At 74.9% G+C, this 11,858-nt stretch carries 16 protein-coding genes; 9 read left to right on the top strand and 7 right to left on the bottom strand.

Going from position 1 to position 11,858, the window contains the following annotated elements:
- The first annotated feature begins 88 nt into the window (after positions 1–88).
- From G3T38_RS06815 to G3T38_RS06795, 5 genes are all read left to right on the top strand, one after another.
- On the top strand, positions 89–841 hold the full coding sequence (locus G3T38_RS06815) for a sulfite exporter TauE/SafE family protein (RefSeq protein WP_338037502.1): 753 nt from the start codon (positions 89–91) through the stop codon (positions 839–841).
- 86 nt (positions 842–927) lie between these two features.
- Positions 928–1,653, top strand: a complete 726-nt coding sequence (locus G3T38_RS06810) for a GAP family protein (RefSeq protein WP_163771363.1) — start codon at positions 928–930, stop codon at positions 1,651–1,653.
- A 42-nt stretch (positions 1,654–1,695) separates the two neighbouring features.
- Positions 1,696–2,031 carry a hypothetical protein gene (locus G3T38_RS06805; protein WP_163771362.1) on the top strand — a complete coding sequence of 112 codons (336 nt, stop codon included), beginning with the start codon at positions 1,696–1,698 and terminating at the stop codon, positions 2,029–2,031.
- On the top strand, positions 2,028–3,038 hold the full coding sequence (locus G3T38_RS06800) for a hypothetical protein (protein ID WP_163771361.1): 1,011 nt from the start codon (positions 2,028–2,030) through the stop codon (positions 3,036–3,038). Before G3T38_RS06805 ends, G3T38_RS06800 begins: the two co-directional genes overlap by 4 nt.
- A complete protein-coding gene (locus tag G3T38_RS06795; RefSeq protein ID WP_163771360.1) occupies positions 3,035–3,484 on the top strand; it encodes a hypothetical protein in 450 nt (149 codons plus the stop codon). The genes G3T38_RS06800 and G3T38_RS06795 overlap by 4 nt, the downstream gene beginning before the upstream one ends.
- Here the strand turns inward: G3T38_RS06795 and G3T38_RS06790 are convergent.
- The gene (locus G3T38_RS06790) at positions 3,442–4,080 is read right to left on the bottom strand and encodes a hypothetical protein (protein ID WP_163771359.1); all 639 of its coding nucleotides are present in this window, start codon (positions 4,078–4,080) and stop codon (positions 3,442–3,444) included. The two genes, G3T38_RS06795 and G3T38_RS06790, sit on opposite strands and share 43 nt — an antisense overlap.
- 72 nt (positions 4,081–4,152) lie before the next feature.
- On the opposite strand from G3T38_RS06790, the gene G3T38_RS06785 reads away from it, so the two are divergent.
- Positions 4,153–4,614, top strand: a complete 462-nt coding sequence (locus G3T38_RS06785; protein WP_163771358.1) for a PGPGW domain-containing protein — start codon at positions 4,153–4,155, stop codon at positions 4,612–4,614.
- Between the two features lie 48 nt (positions 4,615–4,662).
- Here the strand turns inward: G3T38_RS06785 and G3T38_RS06780 are convergent, their stop codons facing one another.
- The 4 genes from G3T38_RS06780 to G3T38_RS06765 all read right to left on the bottom strand — a co-directional run bounded on the left by G3T38_RS06780 (position 4,663) and on the right by G3T38_RS06765 (position 7,417).
- A complete protein-coding gene (locus G3T38_RS06780; RefSeq protein WP_163771357.1) occupies positions 4,663–4,929 on the bottom strand; it encodes a hypothetical protein in 267 nt (88 codons plus the stop codon).
- The gene (locus G3T38_RS06775) at positions 4,926–5,792 is read right to left on the bottom strand and encodes a hypothetical protein (protein WP_163771356.1); all 867 of its coding nucleotides are present in this window, start codon (positions 5,790–5,792) and stop codon (positions 4,926–4,928) included. The genes G3T38_RS06780 and G3T38_RS06775 overlap by 4 nt, the downstream gene beginning before the upstream one ends.
- The gene (locus G3T38_RS06770; protein WP_163771355.1) at positions 5,789–6,676 is read right to left on the bottom strand and encodes a hypothetical protein; all 888 of its coding nucleotides are present in this window, start codon (positions 6,674–6,676) and stop codon (positions 5,789–5,791) included. Before G3T38_RS06770 ends, G3T38_RS06775 begins: the two co-directional genes overlap by 4 nt.
- Before the next feature lie 81 nt (positions 6,677–6,757).
- Positions 6,758–7,417, bottom strand: a complete 660-nt coding sequence (locus G3T38_RS06765; protein WP_241728594.1) for a TetR/AcrR family transcriptional regulator — start codon at positions 7,415–7,417, stop codon at positions 6,758–6,760.
- 45 nt (positions 7,418–7,462) lie between these two features.
- On the opposite strand from G3T38_RS06765, the gene G3T38_RS06760 reads away from it, so the two are divergent.
- Complete coding sequence (locus G3T38_RS06760) at positions 7,463–8,692, top strand: oxygenase MpaB family protein (RefSeq protein ID WP_163771354.1); 1,230 nt, start codon at positions 7,463–7,465, stop codon at positions 8,690–8,692.
- A gap of 61 nt (positions 8,693–8,753) precedes the next feature.
- Here G3T38_RS06760 and G3T38_RS06755 read toward each other — a convergent pair whose 3' ends face one another.
- Positions 8,754–9,236 (bottom strand): VOC family protein, encoded by a 483-nt coding sequence (locus tag G3T38_RS06755; RefSeq protein ID WP_206675810.1) that lies wholly within the window; start codon positions 9,234–9,236, stop codon positions 8,754–8,756.
- Positions 9,237–9,327: 91 nt separating this feature from the next.
- Between G3T38_RS06755 and G3T38_RS06750 the strand changes: the two genes are divergently transcribed.
- Both G3T38_RS06750 and G3T38_RS06745 read left to right on the top strand, forming a co-directional pair.
- Positions 9,328–9,687 (top strand): MmcQ/YjbR family DNA-binding protein, encoded by a 360-nt coding sequence (locus G3T38_RS06750; protein WP_163771353.1) that lies wholly within the window; start codon positions 9,328–9,330, stop codon positions 9,685–9,687.
- Positions 9,688–9,831: 144 nt separating this feature from the next.
- On the top strand, positions 9,832–10,776 hold the full coding sequence (locus G3T38_RS06745) for a hypothetical protein (protein WP_163771352.1): 945 nt from the start codon (positions 9,832–9,834) through the stop codon (positions 10,774–10,776).
- A 12-nt stretch (positions 10,777–10,788) separates the two neighbouring features.
- On the opposite strand, the gene G3T38_RS06740 is transcribed toward G3T38_RS06745, so the two are convergent.
- Entirely contained in the window at positions 10,789–11,751 is a 963-nt protein-coding gene (locus G3T38_RS06740; protein WP_163771351.1) for a PfkB family carbohydrate kinase, read from the bottom strand.
- Positions 11,752–11,858: the final 107 nt, after the last annotated feature.

Raw genomic sequence — 11,858 nt, 5'->3', positions numbered from 1 at the left:
GGAAGCCCGGACACCGCGTTACACCGGGCGGGGCCGCCGTGGCACGATCGCCCGAGCCCTCCGGGGAGGCTCGACGGGACGGGTGGACGTGGACGCGCTGTGGGTGTTGCTCGCCGGCTTCGGCGCCGGCGTGCTGACGGCGACCGTCGGCGTCGCCTCGCTGCTGAGCTTCCCGGTGCTGGTCGCCCTCGGTCTGCCGCCGGTCACCGCGAACGTCAGCACCACGATCGGGCTGGTCCCGGCCGGGCTCGGCGCGGCGGCCGGGTTCCGCGACGAGCTCCGCGCCCACCCGCGGCTCACGGCCCAGCTCCTCGGCCTCACCGCCGTGGCCGGGATCGCGGGCGCCGCGCTGCTCGTCCTCCTGCCCGCGGGGGTGTTCGAGGCGATCGTGCCGTGGCTGATCCTCGGCACGTGCGCGCTCGTCGCCCTCCAGCCACGCATCGCTGCCTGGCTCCGCGCGCGCCGCGGCGAGGACCGGGAGGCCCGGCTCCGGCTCACCCCGCTGGTGGTCGGCTGCGTGCTGCTGGTGGGGGTGTACGGCGGGTACTTCGGCGCCGGCGCCGGCGTCATGATGCTCGCCGTGCTCGCGCTCTCGCTCGACATCGAGTTCCACGTCGCGGGCGCGCTCCGCACCCTGACCGTGATGGCCGCGAACATCACCGCCGGCGTCGTCTTCGCCCTCGTCGCCGACGTCGACTGGGGTGTCGTCGGACTGCTGGCGGTGGGCTCCGTCGTGGGCGGCTACACCGGGGCGCGGATCGCGAAGCGCCTCCCCGTGGCGTGGCTCCGCGCCGCGATCGTCGTGGCCGGCACCGCCTCTGCGCTCGCGATGCTGCGCTGACGCCGACCCCGGTCCCGACCGAAGAAGCCCCGGTGCCGACCATCGGCTGATCCGCGCCGTACCCGTGCCTCCCTAGCGTCAGCCGCGTGGACCCCGTCACCCTCGCCGCACTGGCCGGCCTCGCCCTGGTCGACAGCACGAGCCTCGGCACGCTCGTGCTGCCGCTGCTCCTCCTGCTGGCGCCGCGGGTCGACGTGCGTCGGTACGCCGCGTACCTCGCCGTCGTCGGCGGTCTCTACGCCGCCGTCGGCGTGGCGCTCGTGCTCGGCGCGGGCGTGCTGCGCGACGTCGTGCTCGACCTGGGGGACGTGACGTGGCTGCGCTGGGCCCAGCTCGTCGTGGGTGTGGCCCTGCTGGCGGCGGGCGCGGTGGGCGACAAGGTCCTGGCGTGGTGGCGGCGCCGCACCGGGCACGGCGAGCCCGGGCAGCCCGGGAACCGTGCCGGCACGTGGGCGGAGCGCCTGGTGGGCCCGGACGCGTCGTACCGCGCCGTCGTCGGCGTCGCGCTGGCCGCCGTGCTCGTCGAGGTGGCGAGCATGCTGCCCTTCCTCGCGGCGGTCGGGCTGATCACCGCGGCGGACCTCCCCGTGGTGGGCACCGTCGGCGTCGTGGCGGCGTACGCCCTGGTGATGGTGGCGCCGGCCCTCCTGCTGCTCGGGGTGCGGCTCGCCCTCCGGGACCGCGTCGAGGCGCCGCTCGCGCGTCTCGCCGCCTGGCTGCGTCGCGTCACCGACGGGGCGGTCTATTGGGTGCTCGCCATCGTGGGTCTCCTGCTGGCCGGGGACGCCGCCGGGGCGCTCAGGCTCACCTGAGCGAGGTTTCGGAGCGGCTCGGGGCCGGAACATTGCTTCGCCATGGGCCAGATCCAGATCGCGGCGGACCACATCGCGGCGTTCCACGAGTACCTGCTCACCGTCTCCAACCAGACGATGGAGATCAGCAGCTACGTGTGGGACAACGTCGTCCTCAACGAGGAGGCCTTCGGGGAGGGGCTGCTCGCCCCGATCCGGGAGGCGATCCGGGAGCACGTCTACCCGCCGTTCGCTGACGGCCTGTCCGACGAGCGCGTGAAGCTGAGCGCCGTGCGGGACAACCTCTGGGAGGTCGGCGCGGCGCTCGACGAGCTCGACGGCGAGGTCGCGGACTACTTCGCGAGCACCGCCTCTTTCCAGGACAACGAGCCGGCATGAGCGTCCAGTACCCGGTCCCGAACGAGATGTCGGCGGTGCTCACCGCGCCGACGCCGGGCGAGGTCGAGCTGGAGATCGACAAGGACGACGACCGGTTCGACACGCTCAACGAGGCGATCGAGAAGGCGACGGAGTTCTACAGCAAGGCCCAGGAGCTCGTCTCGAAGCTCGGTTTCTACGACGGGGAGCCGATCGAGCCGACGAACGCCGTCGACCTCTTCATCACGCCGTTCTCCGGCGACTGGAACCAGCTGATCGCCTGCGGCGACGCGATGAGCAAGGCGGGCGCGGCGCTCCAGGACGTGGGCCAGAACCTCCTCGCCGGCATGGGGCAGCTCTTCATGGCGAGCTCCGCCGGGGACGGGGCCTGGGAGGGGGCAGCGGCCGACGCCTTCTACGCCCACATGGGCATCCACGTCGCGCTCTTCGAGGGCGCCGGGCTCGTGGTCGCCCAGGGCAAGGTCGTCTTCGACGGCATCTCGGAGGTGGCGCAGCACGTCGCCGGGCTCGTGGTCGAGCTCATCGACACGGCGCTCGACCTCGCCGTCTGGCTCCTCGAGAAGCTGGTGCGCTACGCCCGGCCGTGGATCGGCTGGGTCCAGCTCGGCTGGGACGTCGCCACCGACGGCTGGGACGCCGTGCAGGACGTCATCGACGGCATCACCGACCTCGCGGCCACGGTGCAGGCCGTCTTCGACCTCCACGACGCGGTGAGGTCGTGGGTCGAGACGGTGCCCGGCCAGTTCGACGTGTTCGCCCAGATCTGGGACCTCCTGGCGCAGATCCCCAACCTGGGATCGACGCCGATCCTCACCGGCCTGGAGGCGGTCAACATCGCCCAGGGGGCGGCGGCGGACCAGACGGACCTGAACGAGAAGCGCCAGGAGGCCGAGCAGCAGGCGGCCGACGCGCAGCAGACGCTGGACGAGCTGGCCGACGACGTCGAGGCACCCGGCGTCAGCCCCGAGATCCAGGACGTGGACGTCCCCGAGGTGGAGGACCGATGACCGAGGACGTCGAGGCGCTGCTGGCGAGCCTGCGGGCCAGCCGCGAGGACCCCCGACTGGCGATGGACGGCGTGCGGGAACGGATGCGCGCCGTACGCTCCCGGCACGCCGAGCGGGTCCGCAACGACCCCGACGGCCTGCCCGCGGCGATCGTCGAGGCGCTCGTCGCGGCGTCGGGTCCCGAGGCCCCCGTCGAGCTCCAGCGTGTACGGCGCCTGGTCGACGACGGTCTCCTCACCTGGCAGGCGCAGTACGCCGATCCCGAGGGCACCGCGGGCGTCGAGGGCCGCGCGCTCGTGCGCCGGGCCCAGCAGCGCGGCACCTTCGGCGTGCCCGCGACCGAGGAGGAGCTGCAGGAGCAGCAGCCACGGGGCTACCGGCCCCCGGAGGACCGGCCCCGCGATCAGGGCAGCCAGAGGAGCGGCGCGCCGCGGTCGAACCCGTAGGCCGTGCCGCTGCGCGCCCACGCGGCGACCACGGTCGCGTCGGCGGGCGCGACGGCGGTGACGCACACGTCAACTGTGGTGCCGGGCTCCTCGACCGGGCCGAGGCCCGGGTCGTCACAACCGATCTCGGTGTCGACGCCGGCGTCGGCCTTGCCGACGGCCGTGCCGTCGACGGCGCCGCCCAGCCAGGGCCCGACGGTGAGCCGCTCCTCGCCGTCCCAGCTCTCCACGGTGAGCGTCGCGTCGATGCGGTGGACCACGTCGCCGTCGTCGGCCCAGCTCGGCACCGGTGCCTCGCTCGGCTCGATCGCGGTGACGGTCACGCGCACGACGGCGGAACCGTCCCCGTTCGACCGGTCGAGCGGCACGAGGGCCGTGTCGCCGAGCCCGAGCACGCTCCCGGGCGCCGTCGTGCCGTCCGCCGCGGTCGCGGACGTCGGCGCGGGCAGCGGCAGGGCGCTCGTGCTGCTGCCGGCGTCGCCCGCACCGGGGTCGGCGTCCGGGTCGGCGTCGGGGTCGGAGCTGCACGCCGCGAGCGGCGCGAGGAGGACCACGGCGGCCGCGGTGGCGACGGAGCGACGGAGCGAGGTGCGCATGGTCGGCGAGGTTAGCCGGGCCCGGAGCGCGGAACGCCCTCCCCGTTCCCGGGTGTCTGGCAGGCTGCACCCGTGCGCGGAGCAGGCAAGCGGATCGCCCTCGAGATCGTCGGATGGACCCTCGTGGTCGCCGGCATCGCAGCCCTCGTGCTGCCCGGACCCGGTCTCCTCATGCTGTTCGGCGGGCTCGCCGTGCTCTCGCAGCAGTACGAGTGGGCCGAGCGTCGCCTCGCCCCCATCGAGCGTGCGGCGATGCGCACGGCCGCCGAGGGGGTCGAGACGTGGTTCCGCGTCGCGATGTCGACGCTGGGAGCGCTCTGCCTCACCGCCCTGGGCGTGCTGTGGATCGTGCAGCCGCCGGCGCCGGGCTGGTGGCCGGTCCGTGACTCGTGGTGGCTGTTCGGCGGCGTCGGCACCGGCATCACCCTCATCGCCTCGTCGGCGATCGCCCTCGGGCTGATCGTCTACAGCCTCCGGCGCTTCGGTCGCCCCGGGCACAAGATCGACCCCGGCCCGACGCCCGCCCAGCCCTGAGCCGTGGCCCCTGCGGGCCGCTTTCCGTAGCGCTGGGGCCACGACCGCTCAGGCGCTGACGGACTCCTGCGCCCGCACGTTCTCGGTCGCGACGGCCGCGGCCTGCTCGAGCGCGGTCGCCGCGGTGCGGAGGGACGCGACGTACGCCCCGTCCCACTCCTGCACGAAGCGCTCCCGGTCGGGGCCCTGCCAGGCCGCCTGCTGCAGGCGGGAGGTGAGCGTCGCCTCGAGCGTCCGGATCCGTTCGGCGACGGCGGTCATCCGGGTGCCGAGCGCCGCCACCTGCTCGGTGTCCATGCCGTGGAAGCTGCTCATCGCGCGTCTCCGCTCTCGGGGCTCGTGGGTGCGGCGTCCGCCGCCAGGGCGCGTACGTCGCGGCGCACCTGCTCGACGTCGACGGGGGCGATCCGGACCTGCCCGCTGCCCGCCGCGGTGCGCGCCACCCAGCACCCGCGCGGCCCGGTGAAGAGGCCGAGGAGCTCGCGGCCGTCGGTCGCGCCGGACCGCAGCACGGTCACGTCGGCGCGCAGGTGGGCCGCGCCCAGCTGGGCCATGAGCGCCGGGGGCGTGACGGCCACCGCGGCCGGACCGGCGACGTCGCCCGCCGGGACCGAGAGCGTGACCGGGTCGCCCGCCGTACCGCTCGCCGCCTCGGGGTGCAGGACCGCACCGACGAGGAGCTCGCCGAGGTCCGCCGCGCGACCGAGGGAGAACCGGTGCTGGCCGTCGGTGCCGACCTGCTCGACGAGCACGAACTCGGCGACGACGTGGGCGTAGAGGAAGTCCTGCACCGCGGCGCCCGTGCGGGCCGCCGCGACGACCGTGCTCGCCGCCCGGCGCAGCGTCAGCACGGAGAGCACGTCCTGCCGGACGAGCAGGTCGAGCTCGACGCGGTCGCCCTGCAGCTCCGGCGCGCCGTCGCCGCCGGGGGACGAGACGATGCCGCGGGCCAGCAGCCCGCGCAGCGCCGTCGCGAGCGCCTGGTCGCGGACGGCGCCGGCGAGGTCCGCGAGGTAGGGCGTCACCGCCGGCCCGTCCGCGTGGCCGAGCACGGCCAGCTCCTCGTCGGTGAGGGTGACGACCGGCTTCGCGAGGTCGGCCGGCGCGTCCGTCCCCGGCTCCGCGGTCACGGCGGTGCTCACGTCGGTGCTCACGTCGGTGGTCACGTCGGTGGTCACGAGCCCACCGCCGCTGACCGGCCGAACCCGAGGAAGCCACGGGCCCAGTCGCGGGCCGCGTCGAGCGCCCGGCCCGCCTGGTCGGACGCCCAGGTGGAGACGCCCTCGGCGGCACGCGTGACGAACTGCCCGATCGCGGCCCGGTTGTCGTAGACGTAGTTGCCGGCGCTCCACACGCCGTAGGCCGCGACCCCGATCGCCGCCGCCGTCGCGATCGGCGCCGCGAGGGCCGTGCCGCCGACGAGGAGCGTCACGGCGCCGACCGCGCCGACGCCCCCGACGATGCGCCCCACGGTGTCGCGCCACCCCTCGTAGCCCGTGCCGGCCACCGCCTGCCACGCCCCCTGCAGTGCGGTGAGGGGCAGCGAGATGCGCGACAGCATCCCCATGATGCCGGTCTTGCGCGTCGCGAGGAGGGCCTCGATCGCGTCGCGCACCTTCTCGAAGCGGGTCAGCGCACCGAAGCCGGTCGCCGGGTGGCGCAGCGCGTCGAAGAACCCGCGCAGCTGCAGGAGGCCCTTGCCGGCGCCCCAGATCTTCTTGAGCGCGTTGGCCGTCGCGATCCCGCCGGGCACGAGGGAGAGCCAGCCGTAGCCCTGCGGGGCCGTCGAGTCCGCGCTGCTGACGCCCTCCTGCTCGTCCGCGTTGCGGCCGACGATGCGCCCGGCCGTGTCGAGCGCGGCCGCGACGTCGGTGATGCTGCTCTGGGCGAGGGTGCCCCACTCGTCCTTGCAGCGGCGGGCGTCCGGGCCCTGCCAGCTCTCGGCCGCCGCGATCGCGCCGGACAGCTCCGACGACAGGTCCCGCAGCTCCCCGGCCCCCGCCTCGAGGTCGACCGCGAGCGCGCGGAGCTCCTCGACGTCGGCCCCGACGAACGTCGACATCGCCCGCACCTCCTCCTCGGTCGGCGACGGACCCCACGGTCGCCGCGCGATCCCGAACCTAGGCGCGCCACACGGGCGGCGTCACCCGGAGGTTTCCGGCGCGACCGCGACGTACCGGACGCCCATGGCGACCACCTCGTCCAGCAGCTCCTCCCGGGTGAGGGGCGGATTGGGGTCGAGCACGAACCGCACCGTCAGGAACTCCATGGTCAGCACGGCGACCCAGGCCATGCGGGCGGCGCGCGGGCGGTCGGCGGCCGGGAGGCGGACGGCGAGGTACGCCGCGAGCACGTCCCGCACGCGACGCTCGAGCAGCTCCCGGCTCGCCAGGTTGCGGGCGCCGGGCAGGTCCTCCCACACGAGCCGCAGCAGCGCCACGTCGGCGGAGAGCGCGGTGAGGAGGGCGTCGGCGGCGGAGCGGACCATCGCCGGCCCGGTGGCGTCGAGGCGGTCGAGGAGCACGCGGGTGACGTCCTCGCTGACCTGCTCGATCCACCGCTGGGTGAGGACGTCGACGAGGACGGCCTTGTCGGGGAAGTACTGGTAGAGCGAGCCGGGGCTCACGTCGGCGCGGGCGGCGACCCGGTTGGTGGAGAACGCGTCGTACCCGTCCTCGGTGAGCACGACGCGAGCCGCCGCGACGATCCGCTCGACCATCGCGCGCGAGCGCTGCTGGCGCGGCTGTCTGCGCAGGCCAGCGATGGGGCGCTGGGTCGACGCGGTCCGCGGCACGGATTCCATGACGCGAATTGTAAGCGAGTGATGACTCGCGTCAGGCTGGTGCGCATGAGCGCATCCCTCCAGCCCGAGGTCACCGGGCCCGCCGCGCCCCCGTCCCGCTTCCGCGCCGCCGAGGCCCGCGGCCGCCGGCTCGGCCGCACGCTGCGGGCCGTCGCCCGCGTGCGGGAGGTCGACGAGGACCTCATGGCCCGGATCGGCACCGGCTTCCGCCAGCAGGACGAGGTCGGGGCCCGGCTCGCCGCGGCGCTGCGGCTCCCCGCGGGCGACCCGCGTCGGGTGACCCACCGCCAGCTCCGGGTCGCCCTCGCGGACGGCGTCGGCGCCGTACCGGACGCGCCGGAGGCGCTGCGCACCTTCCTCGCCCACGTCGAGGCGACCCCCGCCTGGGTCGACCCCGCGCTCGTCGAGGAGGGCGCGCGGGTCTACCGCCGGCTCGGGCAGAACGCCGCCGACGTGCTCCTGCAGCTGTCGCTGATCGGCGGCTACCGCTTCGGCGGGCCGCCCGACCTCCTCGTCGCCACCGGCGGTCTCGTCGGCGACTCCACCCGCCGCCGGCTCGCCGAGACGCAGACGTGGACGGCCGCGCTCTCGCGACCGGGCGCGCTGCAGCGGGACGCCGACGGACGCTGGGGCGAGGGCTGGCGCCTCACCGTGCACGTCCGCGCCATGCACGCGCTGGTCAACGCGGGTTTCACGGACTCCTGGGACGTCGAGCAGTGGGGCCTCCCCATCAACCAGGCCGACCAGGCGGGCACGCTCGGTCTCTTCGACGGCGTCGTGCTCCTCGGGGCCCGGGCGCTCGGCGTACCGGTGACGCCGGCGGAGTCGCGCGCGGTCATGCACCTGTGGAAGTACGTCGGGTGGCTGCTCGGCGTCGACGAGCAGTGGCTGGTCGACGACGAGCGGGAGCGGCACCGGATCAACTACCACGTGCTCCTCGCCCAGGGCGACGTCACGCCCGCCGGCGCGCGGCTGTCGCAGGACATCGTCGCGATGCTGCGCACGCTGCCGCACGGGCGGTGGAAGGCGGAGCGCACGCTGAGCATGCTGTCGTTGTTCCTCGGAGCCGAGTCGATGCGCGACCTCGGGCTGCCCTGGCGCCCGCCGTGGGCGCACGCCTACGTGCTGGGGCTGAACACGTGGCGGTACCGGATCGACCGACGGCTCCCCGGCGGTCGGGCGCGGCTCGACCGGTGGGGCGACGCGGTGGTGGAGCGGGTGATGGCGGACTACTTCGGCACCGACGCCCCCGCCGTCGGCGCGTTGCCCGGGTGAGGTCGGTGCGGGGGAGGTCCGCAACTTTCCCCGGTCGACCGGGGAAAGTGCCGCCGCCCCCTCAGGCCCCCGGCTCGTCGCCGGAGGCGATGTTGAACATCCAGGCGATGCCGAAGGGGTCGGTGACCTGGCCGAACCAGGCGCCCCACACCTGCTTCGCCAGCGGTACGTCGACGGTCCCGGCCGCGCTGAACGCGTCGTACCAGCCGCGCAGCCGCGCCTCGTCCTCCACGTCGCCGTTGAGGGCGATCGCGAAGTCGGTGCCGTGGACGACCTCGTTGTCGGGGCCGCCGTCGGACGCCATGAGGCGGATGCCGTCGTCGGTGTGGAGGAACGCGTGCATGACGCCGTCGGGCATCGGCCCCTCCATGCCCATGTCGCCGAACGTCATCACGTCGAGGGTGCCGCCGAGGATCGACCGGTAGAGCTCCATGGCCGCGCGGGTCTCGCCGTCGAAGATCAGGTAGGTGTTCATGTGGGTCGTCACGGTGCGCTCCGGGGTCGAGAGCGGCCGCTGGTCGGCCGCGTCGGGGGAGCAGACCACGTCGCTCGCCGGAAGTCATCGGTCCGGCGGAGGACCTGAGGCGAACTTGTCGGTACCCCGCTCTGTCGGTGCCCTGTGGCAGCGTGCCGCCATGGCCCGCCGCCCCGACGTCCCGCCCGCGCTGCTCGAGCTCCTGCGCCCGGTGCTCGCGAGGTTCCCGGAGTGCGTCGAGGAGGACGCGTGGACGGGCGTGCGCTGGCGCGTCGCGGGGCGCACGGTGGCGCACGTCTTCGGGGGCGAGGACCAGCTGTTCCGCATCACGTTCCGCGCCGAGCCCGACGAGGTGATGGCGTTCCGCCACCTGGGGGAGCCGTACTTCGTGGTCGGGGGCAACGCCGTGGGCCTCGTCGTCGACGACGCCACCGACCCCGACGAGCTCGCCGAGCTGCTGACCGACTCCTACTGCCTGCAGGCCCCCGAGCGGCTCGCTGCGCGTGTGACGCGCCCCTGACGTCGAGAGCCCCGCTTCCTCGCCGCAGGGCCTCCCGCCGGGTGGTCTGGACCGCCTCGACGTCGACGGAGCCGACCTCGTCCCCCAGCCGTCCGACATCGGACCGGGTCAGTTGACCCGGCGCCCCACGACCTGGAGGAACCGATGAAGTCCGTCCCGTCCCCCGTCCGTCTCGTCGTCGCCCTCGTGATGACGAGCCTCGCCGCGACCGGGCTCGGTGCCTGCGCCGACAGCGAGCCCCACCGCGACGACGCGAAGCTGCCCGCCGTGGACGGAGATGCATCAGCGGTGTGTCCCGGCGGGACGCGCACCGATGGCGGCCTCATCACGTGTGCGGACCTCTTCGAGGACGGCGCGCCTCTCCGCCTGCCGGCCGACCCGAGCGACGCCGCGCGCTTCGGGGCCGTGGTGCGCGGGGGCGGCGGGCTGTGGACGCGGGAAGGCGTGGTGCCGCTCTCCGAGGCGGTCGCGGCCAGTGTGGTCGCGGAGAACACGACCGCTTCCGAGATCACTGCTGACGGCATGCCCTACGCGTCGCAGATCTACGGTGCGCTGATCGAGGGCGGCGAGGTCGTCGCGCTCCGTCCCGTGGTGCGCGTGTCCGAGGACACCATCGTCGCGCACACGTTCGCCGGCGCCGTGCTGGAGGGCACGATCACCCGGTTCGTCGACGGGGGCTACGACCAGGCGGATCCGCTGCCGGTCCGCATCGAGGTCGCTGACCAGGCGAACGACGGCACCGTCGAGGCCACCATCGTCAACGCGGACCGTGCGATCCGGTCGAGCACGGGGACGTGCTTTCCGGCGCTGTCCGGCGACGCGGCCAGCAATCCGCTCCGCGCACCGTTCACGGCCGAGATCGGTCTCGAGCGCTACCCGTCCATGCACGCCGACTTCGACGACGAGATGCTCCTGACCTGGGACGAGAGCACGAGCAACATGGGTGCTGCCTTCTACCCGAGCATGGCCACGCTCATGGGCGCCGACCCGCTGGGCGACCAGTGGGAGGTCGACATCCACGGCACCCCGACGGCGGGCCCGTCGCTCCGCCTCGTCAGGGTCGAGGGGGGCGGTGGAGCCTGCAGCTGACGGCGTGGGCGCTCAGGCCACACCCTCCGGCACGACCCGCCGCGACGCGACGAGCGCGGGCGACAGGGCGGGGTTGACGCTGCTGGCCGTCTCCGTGGTGAGGGCGGCGGCGGCAGCCCCGGACCGCACGGCGTCCACGAGGGGCACGCCGCGCACCAGGTCGGCGAGGGTGGCGCCCACGAGGGCGTCGCCGACGCCGTTGGTGTCGACGACGGAGGCCGGCACCACAGGGGTGCGCACGCGCACGTCGGCGTGGCCGACGACCTGGCCGGCGGGCCCGAGCGTCAGCACGACGGCGCGCACACCGGTGGCGAGGAGGGCCTCCACCACCGCGTCCGGGTCGGTGTCCCCGGCGCCGGGCGGGAGGCCGCGACCGCGGTCCGCGAGCAGCGCCCGCGCCTCCTCGACGTTGGTGAACAGCACGTCGATCGCCCCCAGGTCGGCCGGCAGCCGCGGGGCCTTCGACGTGGCGACGGTGTCGACGGCGAGGCGGAAGCCGCGGGTGCGGCGCGCCGTCGCCAGGCGGGTCTGCGTGGCGCTGGGGAGCGTCGCGTCGGCGAAGACCCACGCGCCGGGGTCGACGCGCGACAGCGGCTCGGCGACCCGGTCGGGGGTGATCTCGTCGAAGGCCCGCAGGTCGTTCGCGCCGACGACGAGCTCGCCGTCGGGGCCGCGCACCGCGGCGGACGTCGCCGTGGTCTGCCCGGCCAGCGGACGCACCGCCCAGCGGTCCACGCCGAGGCGGTCGAGGTCGTCGAGGAGGGCCCGGCCGGGGACGTCGTCGCCGACGACGGACACGAGGGCCGCGCGGGTGCCGAGCCGGCTGAGGTTCTCCGCGACGTTGCGTGCGACCCCGCCGAACGAGGTGGCGCCCGTGGCCGCGTTCGACGTGCCGAGGACGACGGGTCCGCCGAGGCGGTACGACCGGTCGACCACGGCGCCACCGATGCACGTCACGTGGGGCGAGGGGGTCACGTCGAGGACGGTACGACGCGACGGGCCCCCATAGCACGCCGAGGGCGCCAGGAGTGCCATGCGTCACACGCGCGGGGCGCCGTGGGGCCGTCGTCACGCACCCGGGC

The sequence above is a fragment of the Nocardioides zeae genome (assembly GCF_010686755.1).
In the GTDB taxonomy this organism is placed as follows: Bacteria; Actinomycetota; Actinomycetes; order Propionibacteriales; family Nocardioidaceae; genus Nocardioides; species Nocardioides zeae.
This window is presented reverse-complemented; position numbering and strand designations above follow the sequence as displayed.